Source organism: Nocardia barduliensis (assembly GCF_013315795.1).
Lineage (GTDB): Bacteria > Actinomycetota > Actinomycetes > Mycobacteriales > Mycobacteriaceae > Nocardia > Nocardia barduliensis.
In genome coordinates this window covers 1-18,908 of sequence record NZ_JABLTE010000128.1, presented here as the reverse complement: position 1 = coordinate 18,908, position 18,908 = coordinate 1, and the positions used below count along the sequence as shown (strand labels likewise).

At 68.8% G+C, this 18,908-nt stretch carries 18 protein-coding genes and 3 tRNA genes; 7 read left to right on the top strand and 14 right to left on the bottom strand.

Going from position 1 to position 18,908, the window contains the following annotated elements; translation table 11 throughout:
- Positions 1-531 (top strand): LysE family translocator (locus HOV91_RS33860; protein WP_174189340.1); only part of this gene is annotated, 531 nt, incomplete at its 5' end.
- Between the two features lie 27 nt (positions 532-558).
- Here HOV91_RS33860 and HOV91_RS33855 read toward each other — a convergent pair.
- From HOV91_RS33855 to HOV91_RS33845, 3 genes are all read right to left on the bottom strand, one after another.
- Positions 559-1,119 carry a dihydrofolate reductase family protein gene (locus HOV91_RS33855; RefSeq protein ID WP_174189339.1) on the bottom strand — a complete coding sequence of 187 codons (561 nt, stop codon included), beginning with the start codon at positions 1,117-1,119 and terminating at the stop codon, positions 559-561.
- A gap of 51 nt (positions 1,120-1,170) precedes the next feature.
- Positions 1,171-2,337 carry a pyridoxal phosphate-dependent aminotransferase gene (locus HOV91_RS33850; RefSeq protein WP_174189338.1) on the bottom strand — a complete coding sequence of 389 codons (1,167 nt, stop codon included), beginning with the start codon at positions 2,335-2,337 and terminating at the stop codon, positions 1,171-1,173.
- Positions 2,338-2,509: 172 nt separating this feature from the next.
- Positions 2,510-3,421: a sigma-70 family RNA polymerase sigma factor gene (locus HOV91_RS33845; protein ID WP_174189337.1), complete on the bottom strand. Its 912-nt coding sequence runs from the start codon at positions 3,419-3,421 to the stop codon at positions 2,510-2,512.
- Positions 3,422-3,528: 107 nt separating this feature from the next.
- Between HOV91_RS33845 and HOV91_RS33840 the strand changes: the two genes are divergently transcribed.
- Both HOV91_RS33840 and HOV91_RS33835 read left to right on the top strand, forming a co-directional pair.
- Positions 3,529-4,140 (top strand): GNAT family N-acetyltransferase, encoded by a 612-nt coding sequence (locus HOV91_RS33840; RefSeq protein ID WP_174189336.1) that lies wholly within the window; start codon positions 3,529-3,531, stop codon positions 4,138-4,140.
- 10 nt (positions 4,141-4,150) lie between these two features.
- Positions 4,151-4,690, top strand: coding sequence for a class I SAM-dependent methyltransferase (locus tag HOV91_RS33835; RefSeq protein WP_174189335.1), 540 nt, complete (start codon positions 4,151-4,153; stop codon positions 4,688-4,690).
- 83 nt (positions 4,691-4,773) lie between these two features.
- Here the strand turns inward: HOV91_RS33835 and HOV91_RS33830 are convergent, their stop codons facing one another.
- The 3 genes from HOV91_RS33830 to HOV91_RS33820 form a co-directional block, all read right to left on the bottom strand.
- The gene (locus HOV91_RS33830) at positions 4,774-5,865 is read right to left on the bottom strand and encodes a 3-deoxy-7-phosphoheptulonate synthase (protein ID WP_174189334.1); all 1,092 of its coding nucleotides are present in this window, start codon (positions 5,863-5,865) and stop codon (positions 4,774-4,776) included.
- A 493-nt stretch (positions 5,866-6,358) separates the two neighbouring features.
- Complete coding sequence (locus HOV91_RS33825; protein WP_174189333.1) at positions 6,359-6,829, bottom strand: carboxymuconolactone decarboxylase family protein; 471 nt, start codon at positions 6,827-6,829, stop codon at positions 6,359-6,361.
- A gap of 114 nt (positions 6,830-6,943) precedes the next feature.
- Positions 6,944-7,822, bottom strand: coding sequence for an oxidoreductase (locus HOV91_RS33820; RefSeq protein WP_174189332.1), 879 nt, complete (start codon positions 7,820-7,822; stop codon positions 6,944-6,946).
- Between the two features lie 112 nt (positions 7,823-7,934).
- On the opposite strand from HOV91_RS33820, the gene HOV91_RS33815 reads away from it, so the two are divergent.
- Complete coding sequence (locus HOV91_RS33815) at positions 7,935-9,551, top strand: (2,3-dihydroxybenzoyl)adenylate synthase (RefSeq protein WP_174189331.1); 1,617 nt, start codon at positions 7,935-7,937, stop codon at positions 9,549-9,551.
- A gap of 52 nt (positions 9,552-9,603) precedes the next feature.
- On the opposite strand, the gene nbtS is transcribed toward HOV91_RS33815, so the two are convergent.
- The gene (gene nbtS, locus HOV91_RS33810; protein WP_174189330.1) at positions 9,604-10,914 is read right to left on the bottom strand and encodes a nocobactin biosynthesis salicylate synthase NbtS; all 1,311 of its coding nucleotides are present in this window, start codon (positions 10,912-10,914) and stop codon (positions 9,604-9,606) included.
- A gap of 255 nt (positions 10,915-11,169) precedes the next feature.
- Here nbtS and HOV91_RS33805 point away from each other — a divergent pair, with 255 nt between their 5' ends.
- Entirely contained in the window at positions 11,170-13,650 is a 2,481-nt protein-coding gene (locus tag HOV91_RS33805; protein ID WP_174189329.1) for a glycerol-3-phosphate 1-O-acyltransferase, read from the top strand.
- Entirely contained in the window at positions 13,647-15,089 is a 1,443-nt protein-coding gene (locus HOV91_RS33800) for an HAD-IB family hydrolase (RefSeq protein ID WP_312884875.1), read from the top strand. Before HOV91_RS33805 ends, HOV91_RS33800 begins: the two co-directional genes overlap by 4 nt.
- 78 nt (positions 15,090-15,167) lie before the next feature.
- On the opposite strand, the gene HOV91_RS33795 is transcribed toward HOV91_RS33800, so the two are convergent.
- The 7 genes from HOV91_RS33795 to HOV91_RS33765 all read right to left on the bottom strand — a co-directional run bounded on the left by HOV91_RS33795 (position 15,168) and on the right by HOV91_RS33765 (position 18,326).
- The gene (locus HOV91_RS33795) at positions 15,168-15,887 is read right to left on the bottom strand and encodes a polyprenol monophosphomannose synthase (protein WP_217441438.1); all 720 of its coding nucleotides are present in this window, start codon (positions 15,885-15,887) and stop codon (positions 15,168-15,170) included.
- A 213-nt stretch (positions 15,888-16,100) separates the two neighbouring features.
- Positions 16,101-16,283: a hypothetical protein gene (locus HOV91_RS33790; protein ID WP_174189328.1), complete on the bottom strand. Its 183-nt coding sequence runs from the start codon at positions 16,281-16,283 to the stop codon at positions 16,101-16,103.
- An 85-nt stretch (positions 16,284-16,368) separates the two neighbouring features.
- A complete protein-coding gene (locus HOV91_RS33785) occupies positions 16,369-17,046 on the bottom strand; it encodes a GAP family protein (protein ID WP_174189327.1) in 678 nt (225 codons plus the stop codon).
- A 212-nt stretch (positions 17,047-17,258) separates the two neighbouring features.
- Positions 17,259-17,332, bottom strand: a tRNA-Phe gene (locus tag HOV91_RS33780).
- Between the two features lie 58 nt (positions 17,333-17,390).
- Positions 17,391-17,464: transfer RNA gene (locus tag HOV91_RS33775), tRNA-Asp, on the bottom strand.
- 29 nt (positions 17,465-17,493) lie between these two features.
- A tRNA-Glu gene (locus HOV91_RS33770) sits at positions 17,494-17,566 on the bottom strand.
- A gap of 94 nt (positions 17,567-17,660) precedes the next feature.
- Positions 17,661-18,326 carry a TetR family transcriptional regulator gene (locus tag HOV91_RS33765; protein WP_174189326.1) on the bottom strand — a complete coding sequence of 222 codons (666 nt, stop codon included), beginning with the start codon at positions 18,324-18,326 and terminating at the stop codon, positions 17,661-17,663.
- Between the two features lie 196 nt (positions 18,327-18,522).
- Here HOV91_RS33765 and HOV91_RS39600 point away from each other — a divergent pair.
- Positions 18,523-18,908 (top strand): hypothetical protein (locus HOV91_RS39600; RefSeq protein WP_217441437.1); only part of this gene is annotated, 386 nt, incomplete at its 3' end.

The window sequence follows — 18,908 nt, the reverse complement described above, 5'->3', positions numbered from 1 at the left end:
GCCGGGATGGTGTCGTTGGCGGGGGTGGCTGCTGGGTTCGGGGTGTATCTGGCGGCTGCGACGGCGGGGATCACGGCGGTGTTCGCGGTGGTCCCCGGGCTGTATCTGGCGGTGAAGCTGGCGGGCGCGGCCTATCTGGGGTGGCTGGCATGGCAGGCGGTGCGCCCCGGCGGTGTCTCGGTGTTCACGCCCACGGCGCTGTCCGCCGATCCCGCGCGACGGCTGTTCACGATGGGGCTGGTCACCAATCTGCTGAACCCGAAGATCGCGATCATGTACATGGCGCTGATCCCGCAGTTCGTCACGCCGGAGCACGGCGAAGTGTGGCTGCAGAGCTTGTGCCTGGGCGCGGTGCAGATCGCGGTGGCGCTCACCGTGAACGGCTTGATCGTCGTGGGCGCTGGCGGCTTGGCGACGTTCCTCACCGGCCGCCCCCGATGGCTGCGCATCCAGCGCTACGTCACTGGCACGATGCTCGGCGCGATCGCCGCTCTGCTCGCCACCGATCGCACGCGCCCCGTCCCGGCCTGAGCCGGTCCGGGGCCGTACCTGCTCGGCTCAGCCCTGCTCAGCGGGGCTTACCAGGCGATAGTGCAGTTCGGCGAACTGACCGGCCTGCGCGACACCGACGAGGCGCATCCGGCTGGACAGGATGCGCCGCGGCAGCAGCGGTGCGCCCGCGCCCAGAGTCACCGGAACCACGCTCACCATGACGTCGTCGAGCAGACCCGCGTCGGCGAATTGTCCGGCCAGGTCACCGCCACCCATGATCCAGATATTGCGCTCACCGGCCGCGGCGGCCATCTCCCGGTGCACTTGCTCGACGGTCCCCGAGACGAACCGGAGATTCGCACCGGGGATCACCGGGAGATCCCGGTGGGTGAACACCCAGCACGGGAGGTCACCGTAGTATCCGCGCCAAGTCTCCGGCGACTCGTTGGCCACGATCCATTCGTAGGTGGTCGCGCCCATGCACATAGCGCCGACCCGCGCGAAGAAGTCCGCCATGCCGCTCTGCGCCTCGTCCGCTCCCTCCACCTCGAAAAGCCAGGTCAGCGAGTTGTCCGGATCGGCGAGGTATCCGTCGAGACTGGTTGCCGTGTAGTACTGCGTTGCCATGACACGCAAGGTTGCCATCGAAACCTGACAGTTCACGGCATGGTTTGCCGATCAGCCGAGACGTAACCGGCGCACGCCCTCCTCCAGCGTCTCGTCGCGCTTGCAGAAGGTGAACCGCACCAGGTGGTTCCACGCGGCGATGTCGTCGGCGAACACGCTGACCGGCACCGCCGCCACGCCGACACGCTTCGGCAGTTCCCGGCAGAACGCCAGGCCATCGGACACGCCGAGCGGGGTGATATCGGCGACGACGAAGTAGCCGCCCGCGCTCGGATACACCCGCAGCCCGGTGTCGGCGAGCGCCGCGGAGAGGCGGAGCCGCTTCTCGGACAACGCGTCCCGCAACCGGCCGACCCAGTCCAGCTCGTGGTTGATCGCATGCGCGACAGCGGGCTGGAACGGCCCGCCCGCCACGAAAGTCAGGAACTGCTTTGCCGCGAGCACCCCCTCGATCAGGTCGGCGGGGCCGCACGCCCAGCCGGTCTTCCACCCGGTGACGCTGAATGTCTTGGCCGCACTCGACACCACGATCGTCCGCTCGGCCATCCCCGGCAGGGTGGCCAGGCTGACGTGTTCGGCGCCGTCGTAGACCAGGTGCTCGTAGACCTCGTCGGTGAGCACCAGAAGATCGTGCTCGCAGGCGATTTCGGCGATCGCCCGCAGGTCCGAGCGCCCCAGCACCGTGCCGGTCGGATTGTGCGGCGAGTTGACGACGAGCATCCGGGTCGCCGGTGTGATCGCGGCGCGCAGACTGTCCAGGTCGAGCACGAAGCGGTCGGCGTCGGCCACCAGCCGAGCCGTGCGCCGCCGGGCGCCGGCCAGCGCCACCGCCGCGGCGTACGAGTCGTAGTACGGCTCGATCAGCACGACCTCCTCGCCGGGCTCGACCAGACCGAGCATCGCCGCGCTGATCGCCTCGGTCGCGCCCACCGTCACCAGCACCTGCGTGTCCGGGTCGTACTCGGTTCCATAGCGCCGGGCGCGGTCGTCGGCCACGGCCCTGCGCAGCACCGGCATGCCGCGACCGGGCGGATACTGATTGAGACCGTCCGCGATGGCGCGCCGAGCGATTTCCAGCATGCTCGCGGGCCCGTCGGTGTCGGGGAACCCTTGCCCCAAGTTGACCGCGTCGTGCCGGACGGCAAGTTCGGTCATCTCGGCGAAGATCGTGGAGGCGAAGGGACGCAGGCGGGCAACGGTCTGATGTCGCGAGGGCATAACCGGAGACTAGTCCAGTACCGGAATCCGTTGCCGAAAGATAGCGAGCACTCGTATTTCACACCCGATCGGGTGGCCTACCTGCATGGTTGCCCGTTCTCTGAGTACAAACTGGCTATCCCGCACATACCGCCGTAGCGGATATCCGGTGGGCGCGCGCACCCACCCGGGCTCACCCCAGCCGGACCCCGCCCAGCTTGGCCGGATTCACCACATCGTAGGTACCCCAGACCAATCCGTCACGCACGGTGAAGCCGACGATCCGCATCGGATAGCCTCCCCGGCCCTGCTCCGCCGGACGCGCCGCGACACCGAGCCCCAATTGGCCGTTGACAGAAACGAATTCGTACACCGAGGACGCGTCCTGCAGCCCGTACTTGCGCACCAAGCCCAGGTAGAAACGGGCGATGCGCTCCGCGCCGTGCAGCACGTTGACCGCGGTGGCGGTGGTGCCGTTGGCATCGCCGATCATCACCGCGTCCGGATGCAGCGCTGCCGCCACGGCGGCCACGTCACCGGAACTCAGCGCGGTGAGGAAACGCGCGACGGCGGCCTCGTGCTCGGCATCGGGCACCGGCCTCGGCGTCTGGGCCACCGCCTTGCGGGCACGCACCGCCAGCTGCCGCGCGGCATCGGCCGAGACGCCGAGGATCGCGGCGATCTCGTCGAACGGCACCGCCAGCCCATCGTGCAGCACGAAGGCGACGCGTTGCGGCGGCGTCAGGGTGTCCAGCACGATCAGCGCCGCGAACCGGCACTCCTGCTTGCGCACCACGGCTTCCAGCGGGTCGGGAGAACTCGACGGCGTGCGCGCGGTGACCACAGGTTCCGGCAGCCACTGCCCCACGTAGCTTTCTCGCCGCGCCGCCGCACTCCGCAGCCGGTCCAGGCAGATGCGGGTGACCACGGTGGTCAGCCAAGCCCGCAGATCTTCGATCTCGGACTGGTGTGCGCCCGCCAAGCGCAACCAGCTCTCCTGCACCGCGTCCTCGGCATCGCCGACGCTGCCCGTCAGCCGATAGGCGACCGAGAGCAGATGCGCCCGATGTGACTCGAACAGGTCGGAAAGCAGCGCGGCAACCATCGAGGGGAAGTCTACGATCCGGGTCTGAAACGTTCCCGCGCGGCATCGACCACCGGTGCGAGACAAACCGGATGATCCGTCGCCCCCTTCCGTGACAGCATGACGCGATGGACCAGCAAGCGCTGTCGAACGGAACGGTCTGGCTGTCGACCCCGACGACGGACGATATCGACACCATCACCGAGTGCTGCCAGGATCCGGACATCGCGGAGTGGGTGACCATCCCGGTGCCGTACGTGCGCGACAGCGCCGTGACCTTCCTCGAGGAGATGGTGGGCCCGGGATGGGCGGCGCGCAGCCCTACCTGGGCGGTGCGGCTGCGCGCCGACGGGCCGGTCGTCGGCATGATCGGCCTCGGCGAACGCGACGAGAGCGCGGCCGAGATCGGTTTCTGGCTCGTCCCGGCGCAGCGGTCGCGCGGCCTGATGACCCAGGCGGTCGAGCTGGTGTGCGAGTTCGGGTTCAGTTCCGACGGCTTGGCACTGGAGCGGATCGCCTGGCGCGCGTTCGTCGGCAACTACGCCTCGGCCGCGGTCGCGCGCCGCGCCGGATTCCGGTACGAGGGCCTGTCCCGGTTGGGCAGCGTCCAGCGCGGACGGCGCCGCGACCACTGGTTCGCCGCCCGCCTGCGCACCGACCCGCCCGGCCCGGCCGACAATTGGCCCGCCGAGTTCGCCCGTGGCGGGACGCCCGTCGCGCAGGCACCCGGCCCGGCGTAAACCGGCCCCGATGACAACCGACCCGCGATTCGCCTGGATCGTGCGAACCTTGGCGGTGCGGCCCGCCGACCGGGTACTGGAAATCGGTCCCGGTTCCAGTGACTCGCTCGCCTACCTCGCCGAGCAGGCGATCGACGGCACGGTCGTCGGCGTGGAACGGTCCGCCACCGCCGTCTCCCGCGCGGCGAAACGGCATGCCGCGCGGCTGGAGTCGGGCCGGGTCCGGCTGGTGCACGCCGACCTCGCGGAGCTGACCGCGGACCGGCTGCTGCGCGAGACCGGTCTCGGCGCGGCGGCTTTCGACAAAGTCCTGGCGATGAACGTCAACCTGTTCTGGACCAAACGCCCCACCGCCGAACTCGCCCTGATCCGGCGGCTGCTGGCGCCCGGCGCGACGCTGGGTCTGTTCTACGGGTACGGCACGCCCGACGCGGCGGACCCCCACAGCCCGAAGCCGCCGCTCGCCCGGCTGACCGAGCACTTGACCGCGGCGGGTTTCGACGTCCGCACCATCGCGTCCGGCGACCTACTCGGCGTCCTGGGCACCTGACGGTGCTCGACGGTGTCCGCGCGACCAGCGCGAACGCCTGCGCCGCGCATCACACCGTCGCGGGCAGCGGACCGTCGGCTCACTCAGCGCTCACGGCGCCGCCCCACCGCCTCGGCCAGACGGTCCAGCTGACTCGCGGTGGTCTCCCAGTCCAGGCAGGCGTCGGTGATGGACTGCCCGTAGGTGAGCTCGTCGGCGTGGCCGAGGGTGAGGTCCTGGCGCCCCGCGACCAGGAAACTCTCCAGCATGACCCCGACAACCGCGGTCTCGCCCGCCGCCAGCCGCCGCGCGATGTCGGTGACCACGTCGACCTGCTTGTTGTGGTCCTTGTTGCTGTTGCCGTGACTGGCGTCCACCACGATCCGCTCCGGCAAAGACGCCTTCTCCAACCGCAGGCACGCCTCGGCGACCGACGCCGCGTCGTAGTTCGGGCCGTTGCTGCCACCGCGCAGGATCACGTGGCAGTCCGGGTTGCCGGTGGTGCGGATGAGCGCGGAACGGCCGTCGAGATCGGTGCCGGGGAACACATGGCTGGCCGCCGCGGCGCGCACGCCGTCGACCGCGACCTGGACGTCGCCGTCGGTACCGTTCTTGATCCCGACCGGCATCGACAACGCGCTGCTGAGCTGACGGTGCACCTGGCTGGCCGCGGTGCGCGCGCCGATCGCGCCGTAGGAGACGAGGTCCGCGATGTACTGCGGAGTGATCGGGTCCAGGAACTCACAGGCCACCGGAAGCCCGAGCGCGGTGATGTCGACCAGCAGCTTGCGGCCGAAACCCAAACCGGTGTTGACGTCGAACGAACCGTCCAGATGCGGATCGTTGATCAGGCCCTTCCAGCCCAGGCTGGTACGCGGCTTCTCGAAGTAGACCCGCATCACCACGTGCAACCGGTCATCGACTTCGGCGGCCTTCGTCGCGAGCCGGCGCGCGTAGTCCAGCGCGGCGGCGGGGTCGTGCACAGAGCACGGGCCGACGATCACCATCAGGCGATCGTCCGCGCCGTTCAGCACGTCGACGGTGGCTCTGCGTCCCGCACGGACGGTGTCGGCGAGGGCATCGGTGATCGGGTGCACGCGACGCACCTCCGCCGGTGAACGCAGCGGGCTGATGTTCAGGGTGCGTTGATCGTCCAGATCGGAATGCCGCGCGTCGACGTCGGCTGCGGTAGTCATGTCGTGGGTTTCCTTTTCTCGAGGCCGACCCACGGAGGAGAAATCCCGTCGAGCCGGTCCATCGTCCGGCTCGGGGTGGAAGTCAGTCAGCGCGCGCGGTTGCCGCAGACCAGCCCACCCAGGGCCGGCTTGCTAAACCAGAAATACACGCGCTGCACGTCAGGGACAGTACCAGCCTGCGTCCGAACGGTGAACGACGGTGTTAGGTACGCCACTGGGTTGGATTGGCCGCGCCTTCGGCGCGGCGTGTTCGCGGCCCCTTTATGGCTCGCGTCCGAGTGACCGCCGCTTGCTCCTTCGTCGCCTGCGCGGCGGTCACTCGGACGCGAGCCGGGCCGCGAACGGCGGATGCTCGGTCTCGCTTCGCTCGAAAGACGTGGTTGAGGTGCGCTGAGCGCGGTGGCGTTCGAGCGCAGGACAAAGTGCACTCGCGGCCCCGCCGGGATGGGGCCGCGACAGCGCGATGTGGCGGATGCCGCCGGGGGATTCGGTCTCATCCCCACTGGCCGGGCACGTAGCTTCCCGCGGGGGTGCGGGCGATGACGTTCATCCGGTTCCAGGCGTTGATCATCGCGATGGCGGCGATGAGGGCGGCGATCTGGTCGTCGTCGTAGTGCTTGCGCACCTCCTGCCACACCGTGTCGCTGACCGCGCGGCCGTCGCCGATCCGGGTGGCCTCCTCGGTGAGCGCCAGCGCGGCGCGTTCGGCCTCGGTGAACACGGTGGCCTCGTGCCACGCGGCGATCAGGTTGAGCCGCACGGAGGTCTCGCCGGCGTGCGCGGCGTCCTTGGTGTGCATGTCGGTGCAGTAACCGCAACCGTTGATCTGGCTGGCGCGGATCTTCACCAATTCATAGGTCGCGGCGGGCAGGCTGGAGTCGTTGATCACCTTCGAGGCCATCGTGAGCCGCTTGATGAAGCTGCCGCCGACCGGGTTGCCGAAGAGTTCGAAGCGCTGTTCCATGATGTCCGTCTTTCGTCGTTCCTTGGGGGTTCATCAGGAAGACGACGCGGTGCGCTCGGGTGTGACAGCGGACCATGAGACGTGGATCACAGTGCGACAGAGGCGAAGCGACGCCTACTTCGTGAAGGCGTAGGTGACTCCGGTCAGCTTCTCCGACAGCTCCCACAGGTCCGCCGCGACCTTCTCGTCCCTGGACGCTTTCGACGATCCGGACGGCCCGGGGTAGCCGCGCATACCGCCGAGCCCGGTGGGCCCGTAGTAACCGCCGGGCTGCACATCGGCGGTCGCGGCGTACAACGTCGGCAGCGCGCCCATCGCGGCGTTCTGCGCGAACACCTGGTTGCCCAGCCACATCACCCGGTCCAGGAACGACTCGGTGTGCGACTGCAATTCGGTGGCGGCGTAACCGGGATGCGCGGCGACCGAGACCTTCGCCGAGCCCGCCGCGGTCAACCTGCGCTGCAACTCGCGCGCGAACATCAGATTGGCCAGCTTGGCCTGCCCGTAAGCGGCCCACCGCTGGTATTTGCGCCGCTCCCAGTTGAGATCGTCCAACTCGATGGTGCCGACCTGGTGCGCACCGCTGGAGACGGTGACGATCCGGTCGGCGATCTTGTCCAGCAGCAGCCCGGTGAGCGCGAAGTGACCGAGATGGTTGGTGCCGATCTGCTTTTCGAAGCCGTCGGCCGTGCGCCCCTCCGGCACCGCCATCACGCCGGCGTTGTTGATCAGCACGTCGGCCCCGTCGACGCCCTCGGCGAACGCGCGGACCGACGCGAGATCGGCCAGATCGAGTTCGCGCACCTCGGCCCGGTCGCCCAGTTCGGCGGCCACCCGTTCCCCTTTGGCTACGTTCCGGCAGGCCAGCACCACCTCACCGCCCGCGGCGGCCAGCGCGCGCACCGTTTCGGCCCCCAGGCCGCTATTGGCCCCTGTGACGATGAACTTCCGACCGCTCTGGTCGGGCATGTGCGAGGTGTCCCACCTGGTCATGACGAAAAGTCTAGTGCGCGGCAGCGCGCGACGGCAGGTTCTGACACACGCGGGGCAGTAGGGTTGCCTAACCTAAAAGGCAAACTTCGGCTTGATTCCTGTGAGGCAGACCGTGACTTCCACACCGACCGAGTCCGCGCATCGCGACGGCTACGTACCTTTTCCCGCGCACACGGCCGCGGAATATCGAGCAGCCGGGTACTGGGCGGGACGCCCGCTCGGGGACCTGCTGCGCGCGACCGCGCACCAGCATCCCCAGCGTCCCGTGCTGCTCGACGCGCAAGGCACGCGCAGTTACGCCGAGATCGACTCCGACGCGGACCGGATGGCGCACGGGCTGCTCGCGCTCGGCGTCGCTCCCGGTGACCGCGTGGTGGTGCAGCTGCCGAACGTGCCCGAGTTCCTGACGGTGCTGTTCGGCCTGTTGCGCGCCGGAATCATTCCCGTGCTGAGCCTGCCCGCGCACCGACGAGCCGAAATCGAGCACCTGACCCGGCTTTCCGGCGCGGTCGGCTACATCGTCGCCGACCGGACGGGTGACTTCGACTACCGCGAACTGGCGGCCACCGTGCGCGATGCGGTGCCGTCGCTGCGCCATGTGCTGGTACTCGGCGATCCAGGACCGTTCACCGACCTCACCTCGATCCCGCGCGACGGCGGCGAGCTGCCCGAGATCGATCCGGGCGACATCGCCCTGATGCTCGTTTCCGGCGGCACGACCGGCCTGCCCAAGCTGATCGCGCGCACGCACGACGACTACGTCTACAACGCCACCGCCAGCGCCGAGGTGTGTGAACTGACCGAGCAGGACGTCTACCTCGCGACACTGCCCGCCGCACACAACTTCCCGCTGGCCTGCCCCGGCATCCTCGGCACCGTCGCGACGGGCGGTGCGGTCGCGTTCGTCGGTGACCCGAGCCCCGAGAGCGCGTTCGCGGCGATAGAGCGGCATCGGGTGACGGTCACCGCTGTCGTGCCGCCGCTGGCCCAACTCTGGTGCGCGGCCACCGAATGGGAAGAGGCGGACCTGAGTTCGCTGCGTCTGCTCCAGGTCGGCGGCGCGCGACTGGCCGAGGTCAACGCCAAGGAAGTGACCCCGGCGCTGGGCGCCACCCTGCAACAGGTGTTCGGCATGGCCGAGGGCTTGCTCAACTACACCCGGCTCGACGATCCGGCCGAGCTGCTGCACACCACCCAGGGCAGGCCGCTCTCACCCGCCGACGAGGTCCGCGTGGTGGACGCCGACGGCAACGAGGTGGCGCCCGGCGCGGAGGGCGAGCTGCTGACCAGGGGGCCGTACACGATTCGCGGCTACTACCGCGCACCCGAGCACAACGCGCGCGCGTTCACCCCGGACGGCTTCTATCGCAGCGGCGACCTGGTCCGCCGCCTGCCCAGCGGACATCTGGTGGTGTCCGGCCGGATCAAGGACGTGATCAACCGCGGCGGCGAGAACGTCTCCTGCGACGAACTCGAGGAACACCTGCTGGCCCATCCCGCCGTCCGGCATGCCGCCGCCGTGGGGCTCCCCGACGCGGCGCTGGGCGAGAAGGTCTGCGCCGTCCTGGTCGTCGACGGCTCGATGCCGACGCTGGCCGAGATCAAGACCTTCCTCGCCGCCCGCGGACTGGCCACTTACAAGCTGCCGGACGTGCTGCGCCGCAGCGACAAGCTGCCGATCACCGCGGTCGGCAAGATCGACAAGAAAGCGCTGCGCGCCGAACAGTAGCGCCGATGCCGACGGACAGCGCGTCACCGGCGCGCTGCCCGTCGGCCTTTCACTAGGCCTTCACCACGTAGGGCGCGATGCTGCCCAATTTCTCGCAGGTCTCCTCGAACTCGCGCTCCGGCCGCGACTGGCCGACGATGCCCGCGCCCGCACGCAACCAGGCGCCCTCGGTGTTCTGGTACACCGCGCGCAAGACGAGGGTCGCCTCCAGCGCACCGGTCGGCGAAACGGTGACCACCGCCCCGGAATACAACCCGCGCGGGTCGTGGTCGAGCCGGAACACCGAGTCGACGCCCGCGCGCTTGGGAATCCCCGAGGCGGTCACCGACGGGAACAGCACCTCCAGCGCGTCCCAGCTGGATCGGTCCGCGGCCAGCCGCCCCCGCACCGTGGACGCCAGATGCTGCACGCTGCCACGCTCGCGCACGGCCATGAAGTCCGACACCGCGGGCGTGCCGGGATCGGCGACGGCCGTGATCTCCGCGAACGAGGTCTGCACCGAAATCGCGTGTTCCACGATCTCTTTCGGGTCGGTGACCAGGTCGGCTTTGGCGGCGAGGTCGGCCGTCGAGCCGCGGCCGAATGCGCGGGTGCCCGCCAGCGGCTCGGTGGTCACCACCCGCTCGTCGTCCACGGACGCGACCAGTTCGGGGCTGAAGCCCGCCGCCTCCAAGCCGCCGAGCCGCAGCAGGAACGACCGCGCCGGCGTGTTGTGCGCGCGCCCGAGACGATAGGTCGCCGGAACGTCCACCGCGAAGGGCAGTTCGACCTTCCTGGACAGGATCACCTTCTGGTAGCGGCCGGCCTGGATCTCGCCGACGGCCTCGGCCACCCGGTCCCGGTAGCCGGTGGGGTCGACCCGGATGTCGGCCGGATGCGCCTGCGGCAGTTCGGTGTTCTGCGACTGCGCGATCAGGTCGTGGATGTCCCCGGTCTCCGCGGGTGTCGCACCGGATACCCGGACGCCGAATTCCCCCACCCTTACCTCGATCCGGGGGATCATCAAGTGGGCCAGCGCGGTACGCGGGTCCACGTGCTCGCTGGCGTCGAGCGCCCAGGCGCAGAATTCGAAGCCGATCCAGCCGTAGGCGTTTCGCCCGTCGAGCGGCAGCGCGCCGAGCGCCCGGTCGAGCACGCCCGCCGGATTGCCTTCCCATCCGCTGGTCGCGGTTTGTCCCTCCCAGGTGGTGCGCAGCTCCCGCGCATCCAGTTCGACACTGCCGATCGGATCGGCCGCGAACACCCACTCCCCCGGACGCTCGTACATCACGTACTCGCCGAACCGATCCGCCCCCGCCAGCCGGGACATCGCTGCCGCCGGATCGGTCACATACTCAACCCGCAGGCGTTCCGTGGTCGACAACGATCCTCCAAAGGTTACCCTGGCCTAACTTGTGCAGGTAAGGTTAGCATTACCTCCCCCCTCGCGCCGGTGTGCTCGAGGCCACAACGCGAACGCCGAGAGATCAATCCGAGCGGGGCATCCCCCACCACGGCGGCAAGCACTTTCGCCCGCGCTCACACCACCGAACCGAACTCGCCACGCCGACTGCCTGCGCGGAAGAGACCCGCCGGGATTGAATAGTGGAGAGCGTCACCTGCGGAGGGAAGAACATCGATGATCGATCACCGCGGCGATTCACCCGCGACAGCCCGGCCCGGGACCGCACCGCAATCGGTGGTGGCCCTGATCGACGCCGCGTCGGGGGTGGAACGCGAACTCGTCGGCAAGTGGCTGGCCGACGGCGGGATCGGCACCGAGTTCGGCACCGACGCGCCGGTCACCCAGCTGGACCTGGACGCGGGAGCCGTCGCGGCCCGGCTGGTCGGCAGGCGCGACGATCCGCTGGTGGTGCCGATCCGCGTGCTGTGGCTGCCGCCCGAACGCGACGGCGTCCGCCGCGTCACCTTCGCCGACCTGGCCCTGATGACCAACCCGCGCAAGCCCAACCGGCTGGTGCAGCGCAGGCTGCTGGCCGAGTCGCCGGACCGGCACGTGGTGCTGACCGGCGCGCCGGCCCGACTCAGCGAATTGCGCGCGAACAACCCGGAGGCCTCGGCGCTGTTCGACAAGGGCACCGCCGAGCCGTTCGCCCGCGCCGTCGTGCGCGCCGCGGTGGTGGCGCTGGAACGCGCCGAACGCACCATCATCGGCGACCGGTACAAGGTGCCCAAGCTGGTCGCCGAGGAGATCCTCGACTCCCCCGACTTCCTGCGCAGGCTGGAACTGATCGCCGACCAGATCGGGGCCAGCCCGCACGAGGTGTACCGCCGCGCCGAGAAGGGGCTCAACGAACTGGTCGCCGCCCAGAGCAGGCTGGTCTCGGACCTGTTCACCCAGGCCATGCGGCCGGTGCACGCCTCGACCTGGAAGGTGGACCCGGACGAGTCCGGCCTGACGGGGTTGCGCGATCTCAACCGCCGCTTCCCGCTGGTGTTCCTGCCCTCGCATCGCTCCTATGTCGACGCGTTCGTCCTCGGAGACGTGCTGGCTCGCAACGACTTCCCGCCGAACCACGTGATCGGCGGCGCGAATCTCAGCTTCTGGCCGATGGGCCCGATCGCGCGGCGCACCGGGACCGTGTTCATCCGGCGTAGTTTCGGCGACGACGAGGTCTACAAGGCGGTCGTCGAGGAGTACTTCGCCTATCTGCTGGCCAAGCGCTTCAACCTGGAGTGGTACTTCGAAGGCGGCCGCACCCGCACCGGCAAGCTGCGACCGCCGCGCTACGGCCTGCTGAACTACCTTGCCGCCGCGGTGCGTTCGAATCGCATCGATGACGTCATGCTGGTTCCGGTCTCGATCACCTACGAGCGGCTCAACGAACTCGGCGCCATCGCCACCGAGCAGGAGGGCGGCAAGAAGAAGCCCGAAGGGTTGACCTGGCTGGCGCGTTACATCCGCAGTCAGCAGCACTCCGCCGGGCACGTGTACGTCCGGTTCGGTGAGCCGCTGTCGGCGCGCGATCGGCTCGCCGCGCACGGCGACCCGCTGACCGCGCCCCCGTTGACGATCCCGTTGCACCACACAGAGCCGATTCCGCCGCCGCGCATCGAAGCCGGAGTGGTCGACAGCGACCCGCCGGAAATCGCCGAGTTGGAACGGAAGGCCGTGCAGCGGCTGGCGTTCGAGGTCGCGGTCGGGATCAACGCGGTCACGCCGATCACCGTCAACGCGCTGGTCACCCTGGCGCTGCTGGGTGTGGACGGGCGCGCGCTCACCCTCGGCGAAGTACGCACGGTGCTGGGGCCCGTGCTGGGTTACATCGACAAGCGCGAACTGCCGCGCGGCGAAGTCGACGCGCTGCGGGACGAACAGGGCTTGGCCGTGGTGCTGGAACAGCTCTCGCTGGCCAAGGTGGTCACGGTGTATCGCGGCGGGATCGAACCGGTGTACTCGATCGAGTCCGGTGCGCACCTGGAGGCCGCCTTCTACCGCAACAGCGCCGTGCATTGGTTCGTCAACCGCGCCATCCTCGAGCTGTCCATCCTGGCCGCGGTCGACAACGGCGACGCCGACGCACTGAAGACCGGCTGGGACGAGGCGTTCCGGCTGCGCGACCTGCTGAAGTTCGAGTTCTTCTTTCCCGATCGCGGTGAGTTCGCCGATCAGATGGTCGCGGAGATGCTCCTGGTGGATCCGGACTGGTACACCCACACCCGCCGCGACACCCTCGGCTCGGACATCCTGGCGAAACTCACCGCGTCCGGCTTCACCATGGCCCACCGCGTACTGCGCTCGTTCGTCGACGCGCAGTTGGTGGTGGCCGAACGGCTGGCCGCCCGGGACGCGGGCGACGAGATCGACCGCAAGGAGTTCATCACCGAATGCGTGGCGGTCGGCAAGCAGATGATGCTGCAGCAACGGTTGCACAGCCCCGAGTCGGTCTCCACCGAATTGTTCACCAGCGCGCTCAAGCTCGCCGACAACTACGGCCTACTGGAAACCGCCCCCGGTGACGAACCGGCCGAGCGCTCCGCCGAAGCGGCCCGGCGCCTGCTCCAGCGCAGAACCGAGTTCGCCGAGCGCCTGCGCACCATCGGCGCCCGCATCGCGCAGGCCGCCGCGCTCGACCCCTCCAATCGGGAGGCGTGGTGAGCGACACTCTCCCTGCGGCGCAGGAGGGTCCGATGACCGGGGCGCGCGCTGATCTCGACACCGCGATCGCCGCCATCCGCTCCGGGCCGCAAGGCCGCGCGGTCGCGGCTGTCTTCGAGTTCGGCGGCACGGTGGTGGACGGTCCGGGGCCGCGCCGTCGCCGCAAGCCCGCCGACGTGCTGCTCGGCGGCATCCGCAACCACATGACCGACGGCGAGTACAGCCGGTTGCTCCGGGAACTGTCCGAGGCGCTGGCCGGACGGTCCGAACAAGAGCTGACCGCGCTGGGCAGGCGACTGTTCAAGCGCACCGTCTACGGGCACCTGTATCCCGAAGCGTGGCAGTTGATCCGGACGCACCGGGCGGCCGGGCACACCATCGTGCTGGTCAGTTCGCTGACCGAGTTCCAGGTGGCACCCGCGGCGGCTCAGCTGGGCATCGAGCACGTGCTGTATACGCCGATGGCCACCCGCGACGGCGTGCTCACGGGGTATCCCGACGGTAAGCCGCTGTGGCGCAACGGCAAGGCCGAGGCGGTCGCGGAGTTCGCGGCCGCGCACGAGATCGATCTCGAACGCAGCTACGCCTACGCCAGCGCGAGCGCCGACCTGCCGATGCTGTCGCTGGCCGGGCATCCGGCGGTGGTGAACCCCGACGACGCACTGGCCGGCATCGCCGACCGGCAGCATTGGGGCAGGCTGACGTTCCGGCCACGCCGCCCCCCGCGCGCGGGCGATTACGCGCGCACCGCGGCGGGATTCGCCGGGCTGCTCGGCGGCGCGCTGTTCGGTGTCGCGTCGAAGGCGCCAACCAAAGACCGCAGGCAGATGGCCGACGCGCTGATGGCGCACGCGACGCGCAATACGCTGCGCATCGCGGGCGTGCACGTGCGGGTCACGGGGGCCGAGAACGCGAGATCACCGCGCCCCGCGGTGTTCCTGTTCAACCACCAGAGCCAGTTCGACATCATCATCGTGCCCGAGGTGCTCGGCGGCGGCGTCACCGCCATCGGCAAGAAGGAGCTCACCAAGAACCCGGTCTTCGGGCCGCTCATGCGCTTCGTCGGCGTGACGTTCATCGACCGCGGGAACAGCGCGCAGGCCAGGGCGGCGTTGCGACCGGTGGTCGAGACGCTGCGCGGCGGTCTGTCGGTCGCGGTGTCTCCGGAGGGGACCCGCTCCTACACGCCCGAAATCGGGCAGTTCAAGAAAGGCGCGTTCCACATCGCGATACAGGCCGGGGTACCGGTGATCCCGGTGGTCATACGGAACGCGGGCGAGGTCTGCTGGCGCAACGCGATGGTCGCCCGGCCCGGAACGGTCGACGTGGCGATCCTCGACCCGATCGACGTCAGCGGATGGGATCCCGGCGACATGGACGCCGAGGTGGCGCAGGTACGACAGTTGTTCGTCGACACACTCCTGGATTGGCCTCGCTGACCGGTCCGGATGCGCCGCGCCTGGCAAGAACACCGTCGAGCCTCGCTTCCTCGGGAAGCGGGACCCGTGAGCCGTTTCTCAGACCGTGCGGCCGAGCAGCAGCTTCCACGGCATCAGCGCCGACTCGAGTTGCACCTTGAGGCTCATCTTGGAGGCGCCGAGCGTCCGCTCCTCGAACCGGATCGGCACCTCGGCGATCGCGATCCCCTTCTTGATGGTGCGATAGTTCATCTCCACCTGGAAGGAGTACCCGTTGCTGCGGATCGCGGCCACGTCGATGGCACGCAGGGTGTCGGCCTTCCATGCCTTGAAGCCCGCGGTGGCGTCCTTGACGCCCAACCGCAGGATCAGGTTCACGTAGAAGTTCGCCCAAGCCGACAGCGCCTTGCGGTACCACTTCCATTCGGCGGCGGTCGAGCCGCCCGGGACGTACCGGGAACCGAGCACGACACCCGCGTCGGTGGTCGTCAGCTTCTCCAGCATGGCCGGGATGACTTCGGCCGGGTGCGACAGATCGGCGTCCATCTGGATCACCACGTCCGCGCCCTCGTCCAGCGCCCGCGTGATGCCCGCGACGTACGCGCGCCCGAGCCCGTCCTTCTCCGTCCGGTGCAGCACACCCACGACGTTCGGTAGCTCGGCGGCGAGCTTGTCGGCCACCTCGCCGGTGCCGTCCGGCGAGCTGTCGTCCACCACGAGGACATGCAGGTCGGGCACCGGCAGCGCGGTCAGCCGCTCCACCGCAACCGGCAGATTCTCCCGCTCGTTGTAGGTCGGCACAACAACGGTAACCCTCAAGGGTCGCCCTCCCTGCTGATCCTGGTTTCCGCTCGCAGCCCACGCCAGGACCACCGAGCATTAGTCGAGTTCTGGAGAACCGTACTCGATGCACCCGGCCGGGACCCCAGCGGCCGCACCGGGGCCGAGCCCGTCCGTGCCCGCGACCTGCGGCTCAAGATCAACTTCACCGCTCGGGGGAAGGCCTCGCTCGAGCCGTACCCCGCTACCGCCTCAGTCCCCGTCCCGCCAGGCCCGGTCCCTGGCGTCCTCCCGTGCGTTGCGCGCGTGTGCGATCTCGAGCGCCCGCTCCGCCGTCGCCTTGTCCGGGTACGGTCCCATCCGATCGCGGAACCAGCACTGCCGCCCTTGCTCGGCCCGTTGGTGCTTCAAGCAGTAATACCAGCGCTCAGCCATACCTCCAGCATCCCACCGAACACCACCGTTCAACCCCTTTTCCCGTGCGCCGACGCACCGCTCGGCAGAAGGAATTCATCCCGGCCTACCAAAGGCTTCGGTAATGAACGAGCGCGTCACATAGGAGAGCCACGCCGAAGATCGCGAAGAGTATGCGGACGGAGATCGGGCCGTATGTAGTGATAATGCGAACAACTTTTCGATACATCCGCCGCGCCCCGGTCGTGCGCCGCATCGCCAGGGCGAGTATCACCAGCGGCGGCAGCAATGCGAGCGCGCAATAGGCCACCACGATCAGCGGCCACAACGTCGGTAGCGGATTTCGCGCGGAGATCATTGCGAGTCCGGCGAGATACGGGACCGCGGTCGGCGCCTGTGCGATACCGATCGCCACTCCGACACCGGCGAGCATCCATGGCCGGCGTCGCAAAGTGGGCGCGCGTTGCGGGGCCGCCGTGCCGGTCATCCGAATGCTCGCCAGAGCGATCAACACCACCCCCGCGCCGAACTCACCCCAATACCGCACCGCCGGAGTGATCTGGAAGTCGATCAGATCGGTCACGAATCCGATCCCCAGGACCGTGCAGATCCCGAAGGCGGTGGTGACGGCGAAGACGCCCGCCAGCAAGCTCAGCACGCCCACCAGGGGCGAGCGGCGGCTCAACCGGCTGTCGTAGACCACAGCCGTGGTGACACCGATCAGCAACAGGTCCAGCGAGTCGAGGAAGGCGAACCCCGCGAGCGCCAGGAGAAGGGTCGACATGGCGGCGCCAGCCTACCCGTGGCCCCAGAACCGACCGCACAACCAGTCGCGAACCCCGCTGCGTCACCGTGGGATCCGTACAACACCCAACGCAACCCCTGGGAGTCCGGGGCGAAGCCCGCCGGGCAAGGCAGAGGGGTCGCACCCCCCACGAGACAGGACGAAACGAGAACGGCCCACGCTCTCCGTGAGCATGGGCCGTTACGAGTGGGTGGCCAGGGCCGGGATCGAACCGGCGACCTTCCGCTTTTCAGGCGGACGCTCGTACCAACTGAGCTACCTGGCCGCAGGCACCCGAGGTGAATGCCATACGCGAAACGCCGGATATCTCCGGCGCTTACTTGCGACCCTGACGGGACTCGAACCCGCGACCTCCGCCGTGACAGGGCGGCGCGCTAACCAACTGCGCCACAGGGCCATGCTGTGCTACCAACGATCCGAAGATCGTACCCCCTACGGGATTCGAACCCGCGCTACCGCCTTGAAAGGGCGGCGTCCTAGGCCGCTAGACGAAGGGGGCTCGTCCCGGATTTCTCCGGACCGGCTTTCAACGGCTGTCCGTTGGGAGCTGGGATAGCTTATGACAGACCGGACTCGAATCCCAAACCGGCTGGTCAGAGGCTCAAACCGAGCTCCTCCAAGCGAGCCTGCGCGCGCCAGCCGTCACTGCGGAACTTCTCCAGCCATTCCCCGGTCGCCATCGCCTCCACCACGACCTCCAGCGCTTCCTCGAACCGCGCCCGCAGATCGACCTGTCCTCCGAGCAGGTCCACCATGTACCGCTGGCCGGCCAGCGCGGCGGCGAGCGTGCGGGTGAACCGGTCGGGATCGGCGTTCGCGCGCAGCTGGCCGTGGTCGATGGCGCGGACGGTGAGCACCCTGGTGGTGCGGCCCAGGATGCGGCCGCCGCCCGCCTGCACGTCGCGGTAGAAGTCCGGTTCGATGATCAGGCGGTACTCGGCCTGCACGATGATGTCGTGCTCCAGCCGTAGCGCGATCTCGTCGACCACTCCGTGCAGGACGTCCAGCGGGCTGAGATCCGTTCGGGCCAGCCAGCGCTCGGCGGAGGCGCGGTAGCGTTCCACCGCGGTCTCCAGCACCGCGCGTGCCAGATCTTCCTTCGAATCGAAATGGAAGTACATCGCACCCTTGGTGGCGCGCGACCCTTCCAGTATGCGGTTGAGCGATGCAGCGGCATAGCCGCTCTTCCCGAACTCAACGGCGGCGGACCTGATAATCGCCGCCCGTGTCCGGCGGGCCCGCTCTTGCTGCCGTGCCATGCTCGAAACGCCTCCGAAGCCTACTCGCCGCCAATCAGCCACCCCCGAAGGAACGGACCCTCGGCGCGAATTCATTGTTTTTATCGATACTTCAAACCCGGTTTTCGCGCGTTTTCAAACTTTCGGTACGAAAACTCGGGAAATACCTGAAACACACCAGCTGGTATAGTTTGCCTGCCCGGGTGCGCCGCAGGGGGTGCGCATCCGGGCATTTCTTCGTCTCGAACGTGCCTCCTCCTGCGGCATCGAGTTCCGCCGAGCCGTAGCCGGCCGGACCGACCGCGACCCCTCCGGACACAGCAACGACAATCCGAATTCCGTGGCGCCGATCGAGTCGGCGATTCTTTCGGAATTCATCAAGGCGTCACCGTACCCGGAATCCCGATCCGACACGCGGCAAACTGACGAGTCAGATAGCCATCCGATTCCGTTTTCTGTTACGGCAAATATTTGGCAACCTGACCGGCTGCTCCGGCGGGTGTGCGAATTCACCAGCGGCTCAGCATCGTTCACCCGAGCCGATCGGCAGGCCGGACCACCGGCCGCCGCCCACACCTCGCCCGCCAACCCACCCCACGAGCC

Bases quoted from the DNA above. Each gene is read 5' to 3' on its own strand.
- HOV91_RS33855 (WP_174189339.1), bottom strand. From the start codon at position 1,119: ATGGCAACGCAGTACTACACGGCAACCAGTCTCGACGGATACCTCGCC.
- HOV91_RS33850 (WP_174189338.1), bottom strand. From the start codon at position 2,337: ATGCCCTCGCGACATCAGACCGTTGCCCGCCTGCGTCCCTTCGCCTCC.
- HOV91_RS33845 (WP_174189337.1), bottom strand. From the start codon at position 3,421: ATGGTTGCCGCGCTGCTTTCCGACCTGTTCGAGTCACATCGGGCGCAT.
- HOV91_RS33840 (WP_174189336.1), top strand. From the start codon at position 3,529: ATGGACCAGCAAGCGCTGTCGAACGGAACGGTCTGGCTGTCGACCCCG.
- HOV91_RS33835 (WP_174189335.1), top strand. From the start codon at position 4,151: ATGACAACCGACCCGCGATTCGCCTGGATCGTGCGAACCTTGGCGGTG.
- HOV91_RS33830 (WP_174189334.1), bottom strand. From the start codon at position 5,865: ATGACTACCGCAGCCGACGTCGACGCGCGGCATTCCGATCTGGACGAT.
- HOV91_RS33825 (WP_174189333.1), bottom strand. From the start codon at position 6,829: ATGGAACAGCGCTTCGAACTCTTCGGCAACCCGGTCGGCGGCAGCTTC.
- HOV91_RS33820 (WP_174189332.1), bottom strand. From the start codon at position 7,822: ATGACCAGGTGGGACACCTCGCACATGCCCGACCAGAGCGGTCGGAAG.
- HOV91_RS33805 (WP_174189329.1), top strand. From the start codon at position 11,170: ATGATCGATCACCGCGGCGATTCACCCGCGACAGCCCGGCCCGGGACC.
- HOV91_RS33790 (WP_174189328.1), bottom strand. From the start codon at position 16,283: ATGGCTGAGCGCTGGTATTACTGCTTGAAGCACCAACGGGCCGAGCAA.
- HOV91_RS33785 (WP_174189327.1), bottom strand. From the start codon at position 17,046: ATGTCGACCCTTCTCCTGGCGCTCGCGGGGTTCGCCTTCCTCGACTCG.
- HOV91_RS33765 (WP_174189326.1), bottom strand. From the start codon at position 18,326: ATGGCACGGCAGCAAGAGCGGGCCCGCCGGACACGGGCGGCGATTATC.